The organism is Streptomyces sp. NPDC052016, from assembly GCF_044548445.1.
Taxonomy (GTDB): domain Bacteria; phylum Actinomycetota; class Actinomycetes; order Streptomycetales; family Streptomycetaceae; genus Streptomyces.
The window spans coordinates 24,471-45,700 of record NZ_JBIUBX010000012.1 but is presented as its reverse complement, the minus strand read 5'-3'; the positions used below and the strand labels follow the sequence as shown (position 1 = coordinate 45,700).

Below are 21,230 nucleotides of genomic sequence, written 5' to 3'. Positions count from 1 at the left end.
CGTCCGGACGGCCGTCACGGGATCGTACGGACGGAGGCGTCCCCGGCGGCGCCTCCTGGCGTCCCCGGCGGCGCCTCCTGGCGTCCCCGGCGGCCGCCTCCTGGCGTCCCCGGCGGCCGCCTCCCGGCGTCCCCGGGTGCCGGCTCAGCCGATCGGCGCGTACAGCACACCCAGCTTGTCGACCTCGTCACCCGAGCGTCCCGTGAAGCCCACGATCTGCCAGCCGGACGGAGCGGTGAAGGTCTTCGCGTCCGAGGTCGCCGTGCCGGCCGACAGGGTGCGGCCCTTGTCCGTGGTGAAGGCCGCCGAGAAGAGCCTGGTACGGCCGTTCTTCTGACCCTGGGTCAGCTTCACGGACGTGAGGTGCTCGCCCGTCGCGAGGGTGAGGGACGACGCCGTGCCGCCCGTGCCGCCGTGGGCGAGGGTGGTGCCGCCGTCGTGCGCGAGGGACACCGCGTCCAGGCGGGAGCCGCCCCTCAGGGTCAGCGTGCGGGGCGAGGGCGCCGCCGGCAGGTCGTCCGCGTCGTTGAACGCCGTGCCGTGCGGGCCGCCGAAGAAGTCGCCGGCCCTCAGGGACGGGTTGAGGGTGTAGGAGAAGGCGGCCGTGTGCGGGAAGTGGTCCGAGAGGTTGCCGCCCGCGGAGTCCAGGAAGGACGCCCACGCGTTGCCGTAGCGGGTCGCCGTCAGGGACAGCAGTCTGCTGCCGCGGTAGAGGATCTTGTCCACGACCTCGCAGTCGTTCGGCGGTGCCGACGTCGGGCAGAGCAGCGCGTCCGCGCCCTGGGCCGGCGGCGTCCCGCCCTTCACCAACTGTACCCACGCGTCCGTGAGGCCGTTCTCGCCGGCCAGGGTGCGGATGTTGTCGCCGGCGCGGGTGTAGCGCGTGTTCGTGTCGCCCATCACGATCACCGCGTTGCCGGAGGAGTTGGCCTGGATGAAGTCCGACAGCTGCTCGATGTTGGCGCGGCGCGCGGCCAGCGCGTCGTCCGTGGCGTCGGCGTTGGTGTGGACGTTGTAGAGGTCCAGGAACGCGCCCTCGGCCAGGCGGACCCGGGCCAGCGAGAAGCCCTTCGGAGTCAGGCAGTTGGTGCCCGTGCAGGCGTTCCACTTCACCCGCTCGAAGTCCTCGAACGGGACGTCGGAGAGTGTGTTGAGGCCGTCGCCGAAGGGCACACCGCCGCTGGTCGCGGTGCGGTACGGGTGGTCGTCCCCCGCGTAGAGGGCCGCGTGGTAGTTGAAGTCCTCCTGGACGTTGACGATGTCGTACGCACCCAGCCGGGGGGAGATCAGCGGGGTGTTCGTCTCCGGACTGCCCGAGCTCAGGCCTTCCGGGAGGCCCGCCACGTTGTACGTCAGGACGTCGAACGTGCCGGTGGTGGCGGCCGCGGCGGGCGAGGCGCCGGTGCCGGCGAGGCCGGCGAGTGCCAGGGCGGCGGCCGGGAGGGTGCCGAGGAGTCGTCTCATGGTGGGGGTGTCTCCGGGTGGGGGAGGGAAACGGAGCGGGAACCTGAACGCTGCTCACCTTCGATGCCCAACAGTGTGACGCGCAAGGGCAGTTGAGGAAACAGTGAGGGACGAGGCCAGTCGGACGCGCCCGGGACGGCCGACGATCATCGCCCGGTCGCCCGGGATTCATGTTGCGCCTGGATCCTCCACACGCGGCGCACCAGCGCCGTGGAAGGCAGCCGCGGAAAGCAGCGGCAACCGGGAGGGCACCATGGGACACGGCCACACGCACGGGCATCACCACCACCATCACGGACACGACCACGACCACGGTCACGGGTCCGAGGGCACTCCGGCCCTGCCCGCAGCCTTCGACGCCTCCGTGCCCGACGACGCCCTCAACCCCGAGCAGCGGTCGCGCCGCTCCCTGCTGCGCCGCGCCGGACTCCTCGGCGCCGGCCTGACCGCCGCCGGCGTCCTCGGGCAGACGGCCGTTTCCCCGGCCGCCGCCACCACCGGCGGCCGCCGCAGCAAGGGCTTCCTGTGGCTGGCCGGCGACCACCACATCCACACGCAGTACAGCAGCGACGGCAAGTACCGCGTGGTCGACCAGGTCCGCCAGGGCGCCCGGCACGGCATGGACTGGCTGGTCATCACCGACCACGGCAGCGCCACGCACGCGAAGATCGGCGTGGAGAAGGTCAACCCGGACATCCGGCAGGCCCGCGCCGCCCATGAGGACACCCTCGTCTTCCAGGGCCTGGAGTGGAACATCCCGGGAGCCGAGCACGGCACCGTCTTCGTGCACCCCGGCAGCAACGAGGTCTCCGTCCTCAAGCAGTTCGAGACCGACTACGACGGCAGCGTCAGGAACGCCTCCGACTCCACGCCCGCCAACGAGGCCCTCGCCGTGGCCGGCCTGGCCTTCCTCGGCGACCAGGTCCGCCGCCGCAAGGTCAAGGACGCGCTGATGCTCGCCAACCACCCGGCGCGGCGCGGCGTCGACTCCCCGCACGAGATCCGCGCCTGGCGCGACGCGACGCACGCCGGCCACCAGATCGCCGTAGGCTTCGAGGGCGCCCCCGGCCACCAGGCCGCCGGTCTGCCCGCCCCGCTCGGCATGGCCCGCGCCCGCGGTATCTACGACAACAACCCCAGCGCCAACTCCTTCCCCGGCTACCCGCTGGAGAGCTACCGCACCTGGGGCGGCTTCGACTGGATGACCGCCACCGTCGGCGGCCTGTGGGACAGCCTCCTCGCCGAGGGCAAGCCCTGGTGGATCACCGCCAACTCCGACTCCCACCAGGTCTACGGGGACACCGCCGTCCGCGGCCCGGGCGGCGACTTCAACGCCAACGGCAAGTACGAGGACCCGGTCTACGGCGGGAAGATCGACATCACCCAGGGCGACTACTGGCCCGGTCAGTACAGCCGCACCCACGTCGGCGCCGACGGCTTCTCCTACGCCGCCGTCATGGACGGCATCCGCGCCGGCCGCATCTGGGTCGACCACGGTCAGCTCATCGGCGGCCTCGACGTGCGCGTGACGGGTGGCGGCCGCTGGGCCACGCTCGGCGGCGCCCTGCACGTCAAGAAGGGCACGTCCGTGACGCTGACGGTCGACATCGCCCTCGCCGGCGGCCCCAACTGGGCGGGCTTCACGCCGAAGCTCGCCCGCGTCGACGTCATCCAGGGCGACGTCACCGGACCGGTCGCCGACCAGGACACCTTCACCGCGCCGACGGCCAAGGTCGTCTCGTCGTACGAGGTGAACAAGTCCACCGGCACGGTGCGGCTCACCTACCCGCTCGGGCGCGTGGACCGGCCCTCGTACGTCCGCCTGCGCGGCACCGACGGCAACCGATCCGCCGTGGGCGCGATGGGCGCGGCCGTCGACCCGGCGGGACCGGCGATCGACGTCGTCGGCGACGCCGACCCGTGGCTCGACCTGTGGTTCTACTCCAACCCCGTGTGGGTCCTGCCGTCGTGACCTGGTACGCCCTCACGGTGGACGCCGGTCTGCGCGACCTGCGCTCGGCCGATCACCTGCTGCACACCTGGGCAGCCGAACTCCCCCTCCCCGAGGCGGTGTTCGGCTGCACCCACCTCGTGCGGGACGGCCGGCCGCGCGTCGCCGTCTCCCTCACGGCTCGGGAGGCGGAGTCGGCGGAGGCGGTGCGCGGGCTGCTCGTGGCCCGGGGGTACGCGGTGACGGACGGAGCGCCGGACAGCGTCGGCCGGGCCGTCCTCTACCCCGGGGCCGACGCCCTCCACGGCACGCTGACGGTCGAGCAGGTGCTGTCCGCGTCCGCCATCGACGTGGTGACGGTGCTGGGCGACGCGCCCGGCCCGCCCGACCCGGCGACCAGCCTGGTGACACGCGATCATGTGCGGCCGCAGTGGCGGGACGGGCGGCTCGTCCTCACCGCCATGCCCGCCGTCGGCGGCGCACTCGTCCCCTTCGAGGTGCCCGATCCGACGCCCTGCTGCGCGGACCACTGAGGTCACCGCCTCTTGCGGCGGGCCCTGCGCGGGCGGTGCAGCCCGTCCAACTCGCCGACGGCGGCGCGCACATGAGCCGGATCCCCCGGCCGGCGGCCGCCCGCGCACCACCACACCGGGCGGCCGTCCTCCGTGCGCGCGTGCATCCCGACGCGGTGCTCGGCGCACACCGGCCACACCTGCCACAGGCACGCGACGACCGTGTCCTGCGCGGCCTCGGCGACGGCGTCGAGCGCGGCGCCGAGGGTCTCCTCGGACCCGTGCCAGAGGTCGTTGCCGTGCCACCGGCCGTCCGGCAGGGCGACGTACACGTGCTCGCGCTCCGCGTCCTCCTGCTCCCAGGGCGGCAGGGCCAGCAGCCGCAACGGGCCCCGGTCCGGCAGGAGCGCGGCCAGATCGCGGTTGACGAGCGCCAGCGCCTCGTCCCACACCGGGTACTCGCCGGGCCGGACCTCGCGGGGGCGCGGCGCGTCGAAAAGGTCGTCCATGCGCGTCATGCTCCCCGACCGGGGGCGCGAAAGCACGCCCGGGGCTCCGGTGCCGGGCCGAGGGCCGGCACCGGCCGGGGGACCGAGGTCACGCGTTCGCCCGGCGCGCTCGGTGGAGAGGCCGGCAGCGGTGGGCGGCCGATCCTCGGGGGACGCACGGTGGACCGGCACCCAACGACGTAGGCTGCTTCGGGAGTTGGCGCGCACGGGAGAACCGGGTGACGTACGAGGGGGCCGGGTGACGCACGAGGCGCGCGACAGCCGGGCGCGGAAGGTCACGCCGGGAACCGGCCGCCCGCTGTGGCGGCAGCGGGACTTCGGGATCTTCTGGGCCGCGCAGACCCTGTCCTTCCTCGGCGACTCCTTCGCCCTCGTCGCGTTGCCCCTGCTGGTCCTGGAGGCCACCGGCTCCCTCGCCCGCATGGGGCTGCTGACGGCGGTGGGCGGGGCCGCCTCGGTCGTGGCGGCGGTGTTCGCCGGGGCGGTGGTGGACCGGGTCGACCGGCGCCGCCTGCTCGTCGTCTGCGACCTCGTCCGCATGGTCCTGTACGGGGTGATCCCCCTGGTGTGGCTGTGCGGGCCGCGGATCTGGCTGCTGTACGCGGTGCTGCCCGTCTGCGAGGCCGTCGGCATGTTCTTCGCGGTGGGTTACGTCACCGTCGTGCGCGGACTCGTCGACACGGCCCGGCTCACCGAGGCCAACGGGCGGCTCAACGCGACGGCCGCCGCGGCCGGCGTCCTGGGGCCGCTGGGCGCGGGTCTGCTCGCCGCCTGGACCGGCCCGACCGCCGCGATCGGCGTCGACGCGGCCAGCTTCGGCGTGTCGGCCGCCTGCCTCGCCGTCGTACGGATCCGTGAGCGGCCCGCCGACGACCGGGCGGGACAGCGGTCCGGGCTGTGGCGGGACCTGCGCACGGGGGTGACGTTCCTGTACGGCCATCCCGTGCTGCGCGCCCTCACCGCCCTGCTGTTCCTGTTCAGCTTCCTCACCCTGGGCCTGAACGACCTGGTCATCTACCACCTCAAGCACGACCTCGGCCACGACGACGGCACCGTCGGCACGGTGCTCGCGGCGGGCGCCCTCGGAACCGTCGCCGGCTCCCTGCTCGTGGCCCGGGTGCGCCGGAAGCTGGGCTTCGGACCGACCTGGACGGCGGCGGTCGCGGTGAGCGGCCTCGCCGTGGCGGGTCTGGGACGCGCGCAGGAGGTCACCGTCGTCGCCGTCCTCGCCGCCGCCTTCCTGGCGAGCGTGGCCGTCGCGGGCACCTGCTCCATGTCCCTGCGCCAGGAGGTCACTCCCGAACCCCTTCTGGGCCGTGTCACCTCCGCCTTCTGGACCCTCCAGTACGCGGCGGCCCCGGTCGGCGCGGCCGTCCTCACCTGGGCCGCGGAACGGTACGGCACCGCGCCGGTCGGGCTGCTGGCCGGCGGGTGCTGCGTGGCGATCGCCGGAGTGGCGCTGGTGACGCCGATACGGAGGAGCTGAGCCGGGCCGGGCCCCCGCGCCCGTCTCCTCAGTCCCGCCGCCCCGGCAACCGCGCCGCGGGCAGCAGCGCCAGCGCCAGCAGTGCCGCGGCGACCAGGTACGCCGTGCGGAAGCCGGACGGTTCCGGGCCGGCCGAGCCGAGGACCACCGAGATCAGTGCGGTGCCGACCGACGCGCTCACCTGCGCGTTGATGCTCAGCGCCGTGCCCGCCGCGGCCATGCGGTCCGTGGGCAGGTCCCGGCTCGCGGTCGTGCTCGTCGGCATCAGCACCATTCCGGCGCCGATGCCCATCAGCGTCGACGCGCACACAGGCTGCCAGGCCGGGACGTCCGCCACCCCGATCAGCAGGCCCGTGAGCGCCATGCCCAGCGCCCCCACCAGGATCCCGGCCCGGATCAGGGCGCGCGGGGACACCGTGTCGACCTTGCGGGAGGCGATCTGCATCGTCGTGCCGACGGCAAGCCCGACGGGCGCCCCGAGAAGACCGGTCGACGTGGCGCTCCAGTCCCGCACCTGCTGCCAGTACACCGGCCCCAGGAGCATCGAACCGAAGTAGCCGCAGGTGAACAGTGCGAGGGTGCCGATCCCGACGGCGAAGGTCCGGTCGCCCAACAGCCGCAGGTCCAGCAGTGGATGGCGGACGGTCAGGGCGCGGCGCAGGAAGCCGGCGACCAGGGCGGCTCCCGCCAGGGCGGGCGCCAGCGTGCCCGCAGCGGTGAAGTCGCCCCGCTCGCCGCCGCGCGCCAGCGCGTACAGCAGGAGCGCGAGGCCGGGCGAGAGCATCAGCAGGCCGGCGACGTCCAGCTTCGGCGCCGCGGCCGGCCCGCGGGGCGCGTCGGTTCGCAGCAGCCGCGCGGTGAGCACCGACGCCACCACCCCTATGGGGAGGTTGACGAGGAAGATCCACCGCCAGGACGCGGTGTCGAGCAGCCAGCCGCCGAGCACCGGGCCGGCCACCGGGCCCACCAGGATCGGCAGGCCGAGCAGCGCCATCGTGCGGCCGAACCGCTCCCGGTCGGCGGCGGCCATCGCCATGCCCATCCCGACCGGCATCAGCAGCCCCCCGCCGAGCCCCTGCACCACCCGGAACGCGATCAGGCTGGGCGCGTCCCAGGCACACGCCGCGAGCAGCGAGCCGAGGGTGAAGAGCGCGAGCGCGGTGAGATAGGCGCGCTTCGCGCCGATGCGGGCCATCACCCACGCCGCCGTCGGAATGACGGCGGCCAGCGCCAGGGCGTACGCCGTGGCGGTCCACTGGATCGTCTCCAGCGGGGCGCCGAACGTCTCGGAGAGACTGCGCATCGCGATGTGGACGATCGTGATGTCGAGGACCGACATCACCGAGCCGGTGGTCACGACGAGGAGGATGCGGTTCAGCGCCGAGGAGGAGGGGCGGAGGGCGTCCCCCGGCGCCCGGACGCCTCCTCCGGTGGCCTCTGTCGCGGTCATGTCCGCACCTCAGCCCTGGTAGGGGTGGGTCGCCCGGGCGGTCCGCAACGTCCGTCCCCACCAGTCGAGTTGCCCGAGCATGCCCTTGGCGGCGCCCTCGCAGACCGCGGTGTCCCGGGGCGCGCCGTCCTCCCCGAGACCCGACCACGGCCCGTGCAGGCTGACCGCGTCGCGTACGGTCACGGCGTGCAATTCGGCGAAGACCGGTCGCAGTTGCTCCACCGCGCGGACCCCGCCCGCCAGCCCGCCGTAGGAGACGAAACCCACCGGCTTGGCCTGCCACTCCCCGTGGTGCCAGTCGATGAGGTTCTTCAGGGAGGCCGGGAAGCTGTGGTTGTACTCAGGTGTGACGACGACGAACGCGTCGGCGGCGGCCAGGCGCGGGGTGACGTCCGCGAGTGCGGCCGCGGCCTCGGGGCTCGGTGCGCCGCCCCAGCCGGGCATGACCAGCGGCAGGTCGAGGTCGGCGAGGTCGATCACGTCCAGGTCGAGTCCGTCGTGGCCCGCGGCGGTGGCGACGAACCAGTCGGCCACGGCGCGCCCCTGCCGCCCCTCGCGGACGCTGCCGATGACGACGGCGACGCGCAGCGGGGTCTCGTGCTCGACGGTGGTCGTGGACATGGGTGTTCCCCCTCGTTGCTTCCCGGATCCCGTGGTGGGCTGGCTGCACGGCCGCGGCCCGCGGCCTCACGTTCGGTAAGCTACAACGGGCGTTGTCATAACTACAACGCCCGTTGTAAGTAGGGCGCATGGGTCTTTGGTCGTAGGCCGTCAGACCCAGGCCGCCGAGCCGCGACACGTGAGGAGACGGGCGTGGGCAGCACCAACGAGGCGTGGCTGGAGAAGGCGCGACGCGACTTCCCGCCCCGCAAGGTGGAGAAGTGGGTCGCGATGGCCGGCGCGGCCTGCACCGTCTTCGGCCGGGAGGGCTACGCGCGTGCCTCGGTCGACGCGCTCGCCGCCGAGGCCGGCGTGTCCACGCGCACGCTCTACAACCATTTCCCCGGCGGCAAGGCGGAGCTCTTCAGCACGGTCGTCACCTGGACGTCCTCCGAGGTGAAGGACGCCCAGATCGCCCGCCTGCACTCCGTGCTGGACCCGGAGCGCCCCCCGCGCCCGCAGGACCTGGAGCGCGATCTCGTCGCCCTGGCCCGCGGCTTCGTCGGCCTCATGGCCGACTACCCGAACCACTTCGCCCTGGTCCGCCACATACACGCCGAAGCCGACCACGTCCCGCCGGAGGTTCTGCAGGCATGGCGGGAGGCGGGACCGGCCCCGGCCGCCCGCGCCCTCGCCGACGCCTTGGAGGCCCTCGCCGACGCCGGCCTGCTCGACGTGCACGGCGACGCGGCCCTCGCGGCCGGCCACTTCATGGCCCTGATCTCCCACACCGTCACCCAGCGGTCCCACTACGGGGTACGGCCCCTGCCCCAGGAGGAGACGGAACGGCTGATCACGGGAGGCGTCGCGGCGTTCCTGCGGGCGTACCGGGCGGCATGACCACCGGCACGGCGGCACCGGCGGCGCCCGCGGCCGTCATCCGTGGCGGCCACCGCCGTCGGAAGTCAGCGGCCGTCATCCGTCCCGGCCGCCGCCGTCAGAAACCGCGGCCGTCAGGCGTTCACCCCGGCGTAGCGCGAGACTCCGCCGCCGCGCACCTCGATACCGCCGCTCACGCGAGGAAGCTCCCGGCGAGATGGGGCGAGAACGTGCACGTCCGGGGACCGGCCGGTGGTGAGCCGGCCGGCCGCGGGAGACGTCGACACCGCGTCGGAACGCAGATCAACGGGGCGATCGGTCAGCCGGCTCGCGGGCGTCGGGGACCCTCGGTCGGTCGGATCGGTCAGCGGACCTCCGAGAACACGAAGGAGAACTCGGCGGGCGCGGCGTTCAGGTAGTACCGCGGCAGCGGGCCCGGACCGCAGGACTGCGAGCCGATGCCGTGCTGGCCGTGGTCCAGGTTGACCCACACCGTTCCGCCCGGCACCAGATCCGTGCGGTGCCGTGCCGCGTCCAGCTGCTCGTTCGTCCAGCGCCGGGCGCTGAACCAGAACTCCGGGTCCCCCTCGATCCGCAGTCCGCCGAGTTCGGCCCAGCGCACGTCGGCGCGGGCGCCGTTCTCCTGCGGACGCACGTAAGGCGTCTGCATACCGTCCACGGTCGACCGCCAACGGCCGACCTGGGACGCCGCACGGGTGTCCGGATACGCCTCGCCGGGACCGCCGCCGAACCACGTCACCGCTTCGGCCTCGGACAGGCCGAAGCGGACGCCGAGCCGGGGCAGCGGCACCGTCCAGTCGCCCTCGGGGGTCACGGACACCGTCAGCCGCAGCCGGTTCCCGTCCGACGTCCACCGGTACACCGTCGCCAGACCCACCTCCCAGCCGGCGGGCGCCACCCGCGTCCGTACCGTCAGCGCGTCGCCGCCGGACTCCACCGCGTCCAGCCGGTGCCGCATCCGGTGCAGGCCCAGCTTGCGCCACAGCTCGCCGTGCCGGACGTCCGACTGCCAGGGCGCGCCCTCGTCGTTGTCGGTGGGCGCCCGCCACACGTCCAGGCGCAGCCCGGTCACCTCCACGGATCCGATGGTCCGCAGCGCCCCCGTGCGGGCGTCGAAGGAGGCCGGACCCAGGGTGATCAGAGCGCCGTCGGGCACCGGCCCCTCGGTCGCGGCGACGGACGGCAACGCCCGTGCGGCGACAGGCAGCAGACCCCACGCCACGACATGGCCCCGCGGCGCCCACGCGGTGTCCTCGGCCAGGACGGCCCGCACCGTCCACTGCGTCTCCGCGCCGCCGGGGACGCCCTCCGGCGGCGCGGGCAGCTTCACCTCGGCCGACTCGCCCGCCGCCAGCGCCGGTACCGGCAGACTGCCCGACTCGATCGTCTCGCCGTCCACCTGGAAGGCCCACGTGAAGGCCAGCGCCGACAGGTCCGCGAAGTCCTGCTTGTTGACGATCCGCACGGCGCCGTCCGCGCCGTCGCCGCTGATCGCGACCGGCTCGACGACCTTCTTGAACTCGACGAGCCCGGGGGAGGGGGTGCGGTCCGGGAAGAGCAGGCCGTCGCAGACGAAGTTCCCGTCGTGCAGCTCCTCGCCGAAGTCGCCGCCGTACGCGTAGCCGTAGCGGTCGTCCTTGACGCCGTGGTCGATCCACTCCCAGATGAAGCCGCCCTGGAGCCGCTCGTGCGACTCGAACAGCCGCTGGTAGTCGGCGATGCCGCCGGGGCCGTTGCCCATGGCGTGGCCGTACTCGCAGAGGATGAAGGGGAGGCGGCGCCGCTTGAGGGTGCCGCCGTCCAGGCCGCGGCCGATGCGCTCGACCTCCTCGTGGAAGGCGTACATGCGCGAGTACACGTCCGTGTCCCGGCAGTCGACGTCCCCCTCGTAGTGCACGAGGCGGGAGGCGTCGCGCCCGCGGATCCACTCGGCCATCGCGGTCAGGCCGCGTCCGGTGCCGGCCTCGTTGCCCAGGGACCAGATCACCACCGACGGGTGGTTCTTGTCCCGCTCGACCATGCGGGCGGCACGGTCGAGCAGGGCCGGGGTCCAGCGGTCGTCGTCGACGGGATTGTCCCGCCAGTCCTGCTCGACGAAGCCGTGGGTCTCCAGGTCGCACTCGTCGATCACCCACAGCCCGTACTCGTCGCACAGCTCGAGGAAGGCCGGGTGCGGCGGGTAGTGGGAGGTGCGGACGGCGTTCACGTTGTGCCGCTTCATCAGCAGCACGTCCTCGCGCATGGTCTCCAGGTCGAGCGCGCGGCCCCGCTCCGGGTGCCACTCGTGCCGGTTGACGCCCTTGAACAGGACCGCCCGGCCGTTGACCTTGATCAGGCCGTCCTCCAGGGCGACCGTGCGGAAGCCGATCCGCAGCGGGACGCGCTCGCCCGCCGTGACCAGCTCACCGTCGTACAGCCGGGGCGTCTCCGCGCTCCACGGCTCGACGGGGACCGTCACCGGCTCGCCCGTCGCGACATCGATGTCCAGGGCCGGCACGGTCACCCGCCCGTCGACGTCGGAGTCGACGCGCAGGGTGCCCTCGCCCGTGACGTGGTCGTAGGAGGCGTGCACGAAGAAGTCGAGCGCGCTGCCCGCCGGGCGGTGCAGCAGCGTCACGTCACGGAAGATGCCCGGCAGCCACCACTGGTCCTGGTCCTCCAGGTACGAGCCCGCCGACCACTGGTGGACGCGGACCGCCAGTATGTTGCCGACCGTCTTCAGCAGACCGCCGACCGCGAACTCGTGCGGCAGCCGTGAGCCCTTGAACTCGCCGATCTCCGTGCCGTTCAGCCAGACCCGGGCGCAGGACTCCACGCCGTCGAACCGCAGGACCGCACCGCCCTCGGCCGGGTCGGGCCAGTCCTCCGGCAGGTCGAAGACGCGCAGATGGTCGCCGGTCGGGTTCTCGGTCGGGACGCGCGGAGCGTCGACCGGGAAGGGGTAGAGGTGGTTGGTGTAGACGGGGGAGCCGTGCCCCTGGAGGACCCAGTGGCCGGGGACCGTGACCTCGGCCCAGTCCCCGGCGTCGTGGCCCTCCGCCGCGAACGAGTCGTCCTCGGCGTCGGCCGTCGCCGACAGTCGGAACCGCCAGCTTCCGTTCAGCGACAGGGATCGCGCGTCCGAGGAGGCGTACCAGGCTCGGGGCGGAAGGGCCCCGCTGCCCGGCGAGACGTCCTCGACGTAGTCGGCGGACGGGGAGGTGGTGCGGAAAGTCATCGGTCTCCAGGTCGTGAGAAGAGGACGTCAGCCCTTGATGCCCGACTGAGCGATCCCCTGCACCAGCCAGCGCTGGAGGAAGAGGAACACGAACACCAGGGGCAGGATGGAAATCGTGGCCGCCATGAAGATCTGGTGGAACACGACGGTCTGACCGGTCGTGTAGGAGGAGAGCGCGACCTGGACGGTCCACGCGCTCGGGTCCTGGCCGATGACCAGCGGCCACAGGAAGGCGTTCCACCCGTTGATGAAGGTGATGGTCGCGATCGCCGCGAAGAAGTTCAGCGAGTTGGGCACCACGACACGCCAGTACGCGCCCCAGTAACCCAGCCCGTCCACGCGCGCCGCCTCCTCCAGCTCCTTGGGGAACCCCAGGAAGTACTGCCGGAAGAGGAAGCACGTGAAACCACTGAACAGGCCCGGGATGATCAGGCCGCGGTAGGTGTCCACCCAGCCGAGGGACGAGACCAGCACGAAGCTGGGGACGAAGGTCACCGCGGTCGGGACCATCAGGGTGCCCAGGACGACGTAGAACACCTTGTTGGCGTGCTTGTACGGGATGCGGGCCAGGCCGTAGCCCGCGAGGGAGCACACCAGCAGGACGCCGACGGTGTGCAGGACGGCGACGACCGTGGAGTTCCACAGCGACCGGGCGAAGGGCACCGACGAGTTCTCGAACAGGTCGCCGACGTTGCCCCACTGGAGGTCCGTGGGGAAGAACTTCCAGTTCTCCCCGGTGATCTCGGCGTCGGTGGACAGGGCGTTGCGGACCAGCAGGTAGAAGGGGACCAGGAAGAGGAACGCGGCGACAGCGGTGGCCACGTAGAGGCCGGTGGAGCTCATCACGCTCCCGCCGCGCCGAGCACGGCGGGGTTCGCGGGACGGCGGGGTCTTGTCCAGCTCGGGCATGGTGGCGGTCACTTGGACTCGTCCCCCCTTCCGAAGCCCATGATCCTGCCCTGGAACAGGGTCACGAGACAGATGAGGACGGTCAGGATGACGGCTCCCGCGCTGCCGGCGCCGTAGTCCTGACTCTCGCCCAGGGCCTTGTAGTACAGCTCGACGAGGGGTGGACGCCCCCACGTGGTCTTCGACAGGAGGTTGAAGAACTCGTCGAAGGCCTGGTAGGCGGCGATGAGCAGCAGCAGGATCACCGCCGTGGAGGTGGCGCGCAGTTGGGGCAGGGTGATGTGCCGGAAGGTCTGCCAGCCCGGCCTGGCGCCGTCGATCGCGGCGGCCTCGTACAGCTCGCCCGGGATGTTCTGCAGCGCGGCCAGGAAGAGGATCATGTAGAAGCCGGACTGCAGCCACAGCCGTGCCGTGACGATGACCAGCCAGTACCAGGGCGGGTTGGGGTCGGCCAGCCAGGCGATGTTCTCGATCCCGAACCAGCCGAGGACCGTGTTCATCAGGCCGAAGCGGACCCCGCTGAAGATGGACATCTTCCAGATCAGCGAGGCCGCCACGTAGCTGCACGCGGTCGGCAGGAAGAACACCGAACGGAAGAACGCCCGCATGAAGCGCAGCCGGTTCACCAGCAGGGCGAGCCCCAGGGAGAACGCCCAGGTGGTGGGCACGATGAACGCGGCGAAGACGGTGAACGTGCCGAGCGAGCCGACGAAGTCGGGGTTCGTCAGCATGTACGTGTAGTTGTCGAAGCCGATGAACGTGTCGGGCGTGACGGTGAAGCGGGCCTCGAAGAAGCTGAGCCAGACGCTCCAGAGGATCGGCGCGTAGATGAAGATCGCCAGGCCGATGAGGAACGGCCCGGTGAAGACCCAGAAGTTGAAGGTGGGGCTGCCCCGCAGACCCCGCCGTGGCTTGGCCGGGGCCGTCTTCGCAGGGGCCGGGGGCGCGAGGTCCGGCGTCTTCGTCGTCGACATGTCGTGACCTGCCCGGCGGTCTATCCGAAGAGCTTCTCGAGCTCGCGGTTGACGGCCGTGTCCGCCTTGTCGAGGGCGGCCTCCGGGTCCATGTCCTTGCGGACGGAGTTGGCGAAGACGTCCTCGAGGGAGGTGATCATGGCCTGGGTCCAGCCGATGTTGTCGAAGTGCCCGAACTCGTTGAAGAGTCTGACGCCCTCGGCGGCGTTGCCCGACTTGAGCTTGGTGGCGGACTGCGCGATCGAGGTGCGCGGCGGGATGTGGAAGCCGTAGGACGTGGCCCAGTCCTCCTGGTACTCCTTCTGGTCGATCCACAGCCACTTGACGTACTCCTTGGCCGCGTCGACGTTCTTGCCCTTGGCGTTGACGAACATCGACCAGCCGCCGTTGTAGACGGACTGCTTGCCGGCGTCCGTGACCTTCGGGAAGGGGAAGACCCCCCAGTCGTCGCCGAGCGCTTCCTGGACCTGCGGCATCGCCCACATACCGCACCACTGGATGGCGCACAGGCCCTGGTTGAAGGAGGACGGGTCCCAGGACTCGGTCGGGGCGCCGAGGAGAAGGTGTCCGCTGGTGAAGAGCCCCCGCATCTTCCTGATGCCCTCGACGACGCCGGGCGTGTGGTAGGCGATCTGGTTCTTCTCGTCGAGCGTGTCGGCGCCGGCCGCCCAGATCATCGGGTTGATCACCGAGTGCAGGTCGTTGCCCATGTACAGGCCCTTGACCTTGCCGGTGGTGAGCTTGGCGGCGGCCTCGATCAGCTCGTCGAACGTGGTCGGCACGCCGACCCCGGCCTTCTCCAGCATCGACTTGCGGTAGTAGAAGAACTGCGGGTCGTCGATCATCCGGACGCCGTACGTCTTCCCGTCCACCGTGTGCGAGGCGATGTCGGCCGGGTTGAAGTCGTCCTTGACCGGGCTGATGATGTCGGTCAGGTCCGCCACCTGGCCGCTCTTGATCAGCTGGATCTGCGGGTGGAACTCGAAGAGGTCGGGCGCGTTCTCGGTGAGCAGCGTCGCGAAGAGCTTGTTCTCGAAGTCCGACGAGGTGATCCACTGCGTGGTCACGTCGGCCTCGTCGTAGGCCCTCGCGTACTTCTTGATGGCCTGTTCGGTCCCCGCCTCGCCGTAGGCGTGGAAGTACTGGGTGAGGTGGACGCCCGAACCCGCCCCGCCGCTGCGTCCGTTGTTGCTGCCGCACGCGGCCAGCGTCCCGGCGGCGGCCATGCCCGCTGCGGCACGGAACAGTGAACGGCGGGACCAGTTGCTGTTGCTCATTGCCGACATGCTGACGTCCTTGTCTCGAGTACGGCTGCGGCTCAGACGGCTTCAGCGCCAGATGGCTCGATTGGCGTTGCGGTGCGGGACGTTAACCTTCGGCTAAGGCTTCGGCAAGGGGTTGGACGAAGCCTGTTCGAAGCGTTGTGTAGCGTTCGGAATACCGGACGTGAGGAAAGGGTGGGGGCGGACGGCGCGGAGCGCCGGAGGGTCAACCGGCCACGGAGCCGGGCCTGTCGGGGGATCGCCTGCGCTGCCCGACGGCCTGCAAGGCTCCTTCGAGCGCGAACGTCGCCGCGCCCAGGCACACCGGGTCGGTGGGGATCGGGGAGAGGACGATCTCGGTCGAGGCCAGCGGTCGGTGCAGCGCGTGCCGGGCGACCGCCGTGCGGACCTCGCGCAGCAGGGGTTCGCCGAGCCGGGCGGCGACCCAGCTGCTCAGCACGACGACCTCCGGGTTGAGGAGGTTGACCAGGTCGGCGATGCCCGCCGCCAGATAGCGGGCGGTCTCCCGGATCACCTCGACGGCCACCGGGTCCCCGGCGGCGACCGCCCGGGCCAGTGCGTCGACGGTCGCCGTCTGGTCCTCGGCGTGCAACAGGGGGCTCCGCGGGCTGAGTTCGCGCAGGTTCTGCATGATGCCGGGCGCGCCGACGTACGTCTCCACGCAGCCGTGTTTGCCGCAGTGGCACGGCCGTCCGCCGAGCACCAGCGTGGTGTGCCCCCACTCGCCGGCGCTGTTGCTCACCCCGCGGTGCAGCCCGCCGCCCAGGACCAGACCGGCGCCGACCCCGGTCCCGAGGTTGACGACCACGGCGTCCCCGTGCCCGCGCGCGGCCCCGAACCACAGCTCGGCCACCGCGCAGGCGCGCAGCGGATTGTCCAGGTACAACGGGTACGCGATGTGCTCGGAGAGCAGGTCGAGCAGCGGCACGTCGTGCCAGTCCCAGTTGGGGGCGTACTCGCAGACGCCGGTGTCCCGGTCCACCTGTCCCGGCACGCTCACGCCGACGCCCAGCACCCGGGCGGCCTCGACACCGGCCTGCGCGACGACCGATCCGGCGGCCGCGGCGACATGGCCGACCACCTGCTCCGGGCGGCTCTCCCCGGGGCGCATGTCCTCCTCGGCGCGGGCCAGCACGTTCAGCGCGAGGTCGAACAGCTCGACATGGACGTACGTCTCCGCGATGTCCACGCCGATCAGCGCACCCCCCGAGGCGTTGACCGCGACGAGACCTCGCGGGCGGCCGCCCGCGGAGTCCTCGAACCCGACCTCGGTGATCATGCGGAGGTCGAGCAGCTCGCCGACGAGGGTGGCGACGGTGGCGAGGCTGAGCCCGGTGGCGGCGGCCAGCTCCTGCCGGGAGGTGGGCGACCGGGCGATGATCTGACGCAGCACCTCGTAGCGGTTCGCCGTGCGGATGTCGCGTGACGTGCGCTTCACCGGAGAGCCCCTCCCTTCCGTGCCGGGCGGGCCGGGGCGGGGTCGGCACCGGCGCGGCGTCAGGCTATGGCGTCCCCGGGAGGTTCGACAAGGGGTTAGGAAAGGGGCTTTACGAAGTCGGTGGGGAGGGAGTGCCTCACTGGTCCGGGTCGAAGTCGAGGCCGGGGTCGAGGTCGAGTTCGACGTCGAGGACGTCCGCCAGGAACGCGTTGGTGAACGCCCCCGAGGGGTCCAGCTCCCGCACCAGCTTCCGGAAGTCGTTCATCCGCGGATACCGCCCGCGCACCACCTCGGCCGGCACGGTGAAGACCTTGCCCCAGTGCGGCCGCGGCGCGAACGGGTCCAGGACGGCCTCCAGTTCCCGTACGACGGGCAGCACGGCCTCCGTGTCCGCCACCCACGTGAAGTGCAGGGCGACCGAGTCGCGCCCGTACGCGGGGCTGAGCCACTGCTCGTCGGCGGCGACGGTCCGCACCTCGCAGGTCTGCAGGACACCGGCCACCGTCTCCCGGATCCCGTCGATCGCATACAGCGCGTCGACGGCGTGGTCACGCGGCAGCAGATACTCGCTCTGCAGCTCGTTCCCGCTGCTCGGCGTGAACTCCGCCCGGAAGTGCGGCAGCCGCTCGTGCCACGGCCCCGGCACCCCGAACTGCTCGGTGCAGTTGACCGCCGGCATGCCCGGCACCGGGTGCAGCGCCTCCGTGGCCGGCCGCCCCCACGGGACGTCGGCCAGGGGCTGGTCGGTGCGCCGTTTCAGCCACGCCTGCCGGAAGCCGGGCGCGCGCCAGTCGGTGAACAGGCTGACGCTGTACGCGGCCCCCGCCACCGCCTCGAAGTCCAGCCCGTCCAGGGGCACTTCGGTGAACAGGTGCTGCTCGACGTCGAACGTGGGCTCCAGGTCGAGGGTGAGGGCGGTGACGACACCCAGGGCGCCCAGCGAGGTCACGACGCCGCCGAACCGCGCGTCGTCCCGCCCCATGACGCCGAGGTGCCCGTCCGCGGTGACGAGCTCCACCTCCCGGACGGCGGCGGCGAGCGACTTGTTGCGCACCCCCGACCCGTGTGTGCCGGTCGCCACCGACCCGGCCACCGAGATGTGCGGCAGCGAGGCCATGTTGGACAGCGCGAGTCCGTGCGCGTGGACCCGGCGGGCCAGCTCGGCGTACCGCACCCCGCCGCCGACCCGCACGGTCCGCGCCGTCGTGTCGACGTCCACCTCGACGGGCAGCGCGTCCAGCGACAGCAGCACGCCGCCGGGCGCCGGCTCGGCTATCCGGTTGAACGAGTGTCCGCTGCCCAGCACCCGCACCGGCCGTTCGCTGCCCCCCACGAGCAGGCGCAGCGCGTCGAGGGTGCGCGGGCGGTGCAGCTCCTTCGCGGCGAAGGTGATGTTGCCCGCCCAGTTCGTCACGGTCGACGTCATGGGTGCCGTCCTTCCGGATGTGCGGTCTGCGAGTCCTCGCTGGAACCTACCTCGTCCGCTGGAGCAGTGGCCGAGACCGACCTCCGGTGACGCGGTTACCCGGTGAGCAGCCCACGGTATGCGGCGACGACACCCGCGGACACCGCCTCCGGACTGCCGGTCCCGTCGATCCGTGTCAAAACCCCGCGATCTTCCAGAAGTCGGACGACCTCCCGATTGCTCGCGGCGTAGGTGCGCAGACGGTTCCTGATGACCTCAACGTCGTCGTCATATCGGACCTGGAGAGGCCTTCGACAACGTGCGCAGAGGTCTGCCGCCCCTCGCCGGGCCGGGCCACAGGACGCGCAATACCGTCGCTGGCTCGCCCGCGTCAGGAGAACTTCTTCCGGCGCATCCAGGTAGATCATGCCCATCACCGGCGAGCCTGATATGTCTTCGAGGAAATCAAGTTGCGCCACTGATTTGGGAAAGCCGTCCGAAATGAGGGCTTCCGGTGACGCCGCGAGACTCTGGGAGAGAGGAGAACGCAGAATCCCGCACACGACGCGATCCGGTGACCGGATTCCTTGGGAGCTGTAGGAGAGGAACTCAGTTCCGAGGGCCGACCCCTTGTGTGCCTCTTCCCTGAGCAGGAGCCCGGCTGAGAAAACGGTGGCACCTGTGACGCGGGCGAGCGAAGCCGCCTGCGTCGTCTTACCCGCTCCGGGATAGCCTCCCATGAGTACAATTTTCGAACGCTCTCGTATCGTCAACGCCATCACTCGATGCCTGGAGATCGGTTCGTTCCCGTCAGCCGTTCGGGTCCGTGAATTTCCTTGAAATAATCGACCGTTGCGGGGTGCAGCATGCTCTGCCACTCCGCGCCCGCACGGATGCGTGCCCGTACCTCGGAGGCGGAGACAGTTGGCAGGTCCTTGACGCCGACGACCACGACGTCCTCGCCCAGGGACGTGTAGTGTCGCAGCTTCACCGATTCGAATTCGTCGCGATCGGTGAGATAGATGACCCTGGCGCTCGGATAGAAGCTCGCAGTGAGATGCCAGTCCACATCTGGCCGCGGTACTCCGATCACCCTCAGTTCAACGGGCAAGGGTTCCGCGGAGAGTGCCAGGCGGATCATCTCCATCCGTTCCCAGACGGTCAGTGGGTTACGGCAGGCCGCGCCTGCCTCGGCAGCCCTCCTGCCGTAAGCACCTCGACCGGACGCGGCGCTTGTCGCGATGACGGCGATCGTCAGAGGCCGCCCCAGTCGGGCCATTCTCCTTATGGTGCGGAAGTGGCCGAGGTGGAACGGCTGGAAGCGGCCTGCCCATACTGCGTAGGTCGTTCTGAACACATCCTTCCGGTCAGCCCGATGAGAGCGGGCACGGCCCTCGCTGGGCGGATACCGGTCCGTCACGGCTGGTTCGCCCGGCGCGCCCCGATGGCTTCCATGTGCTGTCTCAGCGTCGATTGGAACTGCTCTGCGGCGCGGTGCCGCCTGCGCCATCTCCACAGACTCATGGAGGCCTCTGCCGTGAGGAGTGCTTCCCGTTCGGTTCCCGTGCCGGCCAAGGCGAAGACCATCTGAAACCGCACGACCTGGTGGGAGGGCCACTCCCGGCGAACCACCCAGGACACGCGTTGGCGTGACTGACCGATGTTTTGCACCGACCGGCGGACGTTCCGGCTCAGCAGTTCGTCGAGCAGTGCTTCCGCCGAGGTGACCCCGGTGACCCGGATCTCCTCTCTCAGCCTGAGGTTGCGGGCGCCGCGGGACCACCGTCCTGCGGCGTAGAGGGCGGCGTAGGCGAGGCATGCGCCGCCCAACAGCGGTAGGCGCCAGTCGTCGCCGAGTCCCAGACTCGTCTTCAGCTGCAGGGCCAGGGAGAGGCCCGTCACGAGACTGATGAGGTTCAGCACCCTCGTCACGGCGCGGTCCCGGTGCATCGACTCGGTCGACTGCTCCAGCAGGTCCCTCTGGTGCGCGACCAGTTCTCGTTGGTGCAGACCCACGCTCGTCTCCCTGATGCGGACGACGATGGCGTCGAGCTGGTTGGTTTTGTCGCGCAGCAGGGCCAGCAGGTCTGCCACGTCGAACGTCTTGTAGGCCTGTCGATAGAAATGGCGTGCACGTTTGCTGGTCGAGAGGTAATAGCCGTAGAACTCGTTGAATGTTCGAAGCGAACTGAGGTGCAGACGTCTGGCGAGCTCGGGTGATATCTCCTCGAACTCGAAGTGTTCGTACTGGGCCAGTTGGGCCTGCACCAACTGTAGCTGTGCGGTGATCAGCAGGTCCCAGATGCGGATCTCCACCATGGCCAGATAGTAGAGATCTTCGACTTCGGCTTCGTCGTACGGGTGCTCATAGAACACCGTGTTGCGCATGTTCATCTTGAGGACGCCGACGGGTGAAAGTGAACTGTTCGGTTCGTCCGGGTAACGAGAGCCTTGGGGGAAGCGTCGCTGCCAAGCTTCGATGACGCGTACGGACAGCGCGTGGAACTCGTTCTCATATCGAGCGTAAAGAGACATCCCGCTGTCGGTGGCCGCATTTACAGTTTCCGGGGAGAGCTCGATGAGATGGATCATTGAATACGTGCGGACGTAGTCTGTGCGTGCGGATTCTATGAACGGATCCAGGGTTGTGCGTAAGAATTCGATACGGCGCGGGATGTCAAAGGTGGACCCGTCAGACAGTGCGAGCGTGGACCTCTCGCGCACCAGTGCATTGCTGAGAAAGATGATCTGGTCGGTGTCGAGCGGCTTCTGGATTTCCGTCACGAAGACCAGACAGCCGATGCCGCTGGCGCTCAGGATGAGGTGCTCGCGAAACTGAGCGCCCCGGAGAAGTTCGAGATGGGCCCTTCTGGCGTCTGCGTGCCCGACCTCCAAAGGGTCGACGGAGAGGTTGGTCACCGGGGTCGGATCCCGGTGCTGGATCTTGATCAGAGGCTTGGCATGCTCCGTGTCGAAATGATGGGAGTTTCTCCGTACGTCGGACACGGAAAGAGAACGGTGTGATGTAGAAAGGCCGATCCGGACCTCGCTCAGTGACTTGATCTCACCGAAATCTATGGTGATGAGGCCGACAATACGGGTCTTGAGCGATACCAGCATCGAGTGCACACC

At 70.7% G+C, this 21,230-nt stretch carries 17 protein-coding genes; 4 read left to right on the top strand and 13 right to left on the bottom strand.

Annotated elements, in window-relative coordinates; genetic code table 11:
• Window positions 1-144: 144 nt before the first annotated feature.
• Window positions 145-1,464, bottom strand: a complete 1,320-nt coding sequence (locus ACIHAR_RS16650; protein WP_400019984.1) for a jacalin-like lectin — start codon at window positions 1,462-1,464, stop codon at window positions 145-147.
• A gap of 253 nt (window positions 1,465-1,717) precedes the next feature.
• Between ACIHAR_RS16650 and ACIHAR_RS16645 the strand changes: the two genes are divergently transcribed.
• Window positions 1,718-3,436: a PHP domain-containing protein gene (locus ACIHAR_RS16645; RefSeq protein ID WP_400019982.1), complete on the top strand. Its 1,719-nt coding sequence runs from the start codon at window positions 1,718-1,720 to the stop codon at window positions 3,434-3,436.
• The gene (locus ACIHAR_RS16640; RefSeq protein WP_365465127.1) at window positions 3,433-3,948 is read left to right on the top strand and encodes a hypothetical protein; all 516 of its coding nucleotides are present in this window, start codon (window positions 3,433-3,435) and stop codon (window positions 3,946-3,948) included. The genes ACIHAR_RS16645 and ACIHAR_RS16640 overlap by 4 nt, the downstream gene beginning before the upstream one ends.
• Window positions 3,949-3,950: 2 nt before the next feature.
• Here the strand turns inward: ACIHAR_RS16640 and ACIHAR_RS16635 are convergent, their stop codons facing one another.
• On the bottom strand, window positions 3,951-4,436 hold the full coding sequence (locus ACIHAR_RS16635) for a hypothetical protein (protein ID WP_365465130.1): 486 nt from the start codon (window positions 4,434-4,436) through the stop codon (window positions 3,951-3,953).
• 238 nt (window positions 4,437-4,674) lie between these two features.
• Here ACIHAR_RS16635 and ACIHAR_RS16630 point away from each other — a divergent pair, with 238 nt between their 5' ends.
• Window positions 4,675-5,922 carry an MFS transporter gene (locus ACIHAR_RS16630; RefSeq protein ID WP_400019979.1) on the top strand — a complete coding sequence of 416 codons (1,248 nt, stop codon included), beginning with the start codon at window positions 4,675-4,677 and terminating at the stop codon, window positions 5,920-5,922.
• A 28-nt stretch (window positions 5,923-5,950) separates the two neighbouring features.
• Here ACIHAR_RS16630 and ACIHAR_RS16625 read toward each other — a convergent pair whose 3' ends face one another.
• Together ACIHAR_RS16625 and ACIHAR_RS16620 are read right to left on the bottom strand one after the other, a co-directional pair.
• Window positions 5,951-7,372, bottom strand: coding sequence for a DHA2 family efflux MFS transporter permease subunit (locus ACIHAR_RS16625; protein WP_365465136.1), 1,422 nt, complete (start codon window positions 7,370-7,372; stop codon window positions 5,951-5,953).
• Between the two features lie 9 nt (window positions 7,373-7,381).
• Complete coding sequence (locus tag ACIHAR_RS16620) at window positions 7,382-7,993, bottom strand: NAD(P)H-dependent oxidoreductase (RefSeq protein WP_365465139.1); 612 nt, start codon at window positions 7,991-7,993, stop codon at window positions 7,382-7,384.
• 192 nt (window positions 7,994-8,185) lie between these two features.
• Here ACIHAR_RS16620 and ACIHAR_RS16615 point away from each other — a divergent pair, with 192 nt between their 5' ends.
• Window positions 8,186-8,872, top strand: a complete 687-nt coding sequence (locus ACIHAR_RS16615) for a TetR/AcrR family transcriptional regulator (protein ID WP_365465142.1) — start codon at window positions 8,186-8,188, stop codon at window positions 8,870-8,872.
• Window positions 8,873-9,215: 343 nt separating this feature from the next.
• On the opposite strand, the gene ACIHAR_RS16610 is transcribed toward ACIHAR_RS16615, so the two are convergent.
• The 9 genes from ACIHAR_RS16610 to ACIHAR_RS16570 all read right to left on the bottom strand — a co-directional run bounded on the left by ACIHAR_RS16610 (window position 9,216) and on the right by ACIHAR_RS16570 (window position 21,218).
• Window positions 9,216-12,089 carry a glycoside hydrolase family 2 TIM barrel-domain containing protein gene (locus ACIHAR_RS16610; protein ID WP_400019976.1) on the bottom strand — a complete coding sequence of 958 codons (2,874 nt, stop codon included), beginning with the start codon at window positions 12,087-12,089 and terminating at the stop codon, window positions 9,216-9,218.
• A 27-nt stretch (window positions 12,090-12,116) separates the two neighbouring features.
• Window positions 12,117-13,010 (bottom strand): carbohydrate ABC transporter permease, encoded by an 894-nt coding sequence (locus tag ACIHAR_RS16605; RefSeq protein ID WP_400019974.1) that lies wholly within the window; start codon window positions 13,008-13,010, stop codon window positions 12,117-12,119.
• Window positions 13,007-13,972, bottom strand: a complete 966-nt coding sequence (locus tag ACIHAR_RS16600; protein ID WP_365465147.1) for a sugar ABC transporter permease — start codon at window positions 13,970-13,972, stop codon at window positions 13,007-13,009. The genes ACIHAR_RS16605 and ACIHAR_RS16600 overlap by 4 nt, the downstream gene beginning before the upstream one ends.
• Before the next feature lie 20 nt (window positions 13,973-13,992).
• Window positions 13,993-15,258: an ABC transporter substrate-binding protein gene (locus ACIHAR_RS16595; protein ID WP_400019971.1), complete on the bottom strand. Its 1,266-nt coding sequence runs from the start codon at window positions 15,256-15,258 to the stop codon at window positions 13,993-13,995.
• A gap of 202 nt (window positions 15,259-15,460) precedes the next feature.
• Window positions 15,461-16,693 (bottom strand): ROK family transcriptional regulator, encoded by a 1,233-nt coding sequence (locus tag ACIHAR_RS16590; RefSeq protein ID WP_400019969.1) that lies wholly within the window; start codon window positions 16,691-16,693, stop codon window positions 15,461-15,463.
• Between the two features lie 136 nt (window positions 16,694-16,829).
• Complete coding sequence (locus tag ACIHAR_RS16585; protein ID WP_400019967.1) at window positions 16,830-18,119, bottom strand: FAD-binding protein; 1,290 nt, start codon at window positions 18,117-18,119, stop codon at window positions 16,830-16,832.
• Between the two features lie 95 nt (window positions 18,120-18,214).
• A complete protein-coding gene (locus ACIHAR_RS16580) occupies window positions 18,215-18,838 on the bottom strand; it encodes a nucleoside monophosphate kinase (protein WP_400019965.1) in 624 nt (207 codons plus the stop codon).
• A gap of 38 nt (window positions 18,839-18,876) precedes the next feature.
• Window positions 18,877-19,608: a hypothetical protein gene (locus ACIHAR_RS16575; RefSeq protein WP_400019963.1), complete on the bottom strand. Its 732-nt coding sequence runs from the start codon at window positions 19,606-19,608 to the stop codon at window positions 18,877-18,879.
• Complete coding sequence (locus ACIHAR_RS16570) at window positions 19,515-21,218, bottom strand: hypothetical protein (RefSeq protein WP_400019961.1); 1,704 nt, start codon at window positions 21,216-21,218, stop codon at window positions 19,515-19,517. The genes ACIHAR_RS16575 and ACIHAR_RS16570 overlap by 94 nt, the downstream gene beginning before the upstream one ends.
• Window positions 21,219-21,230: the final 12 nt, after the last annotated feature.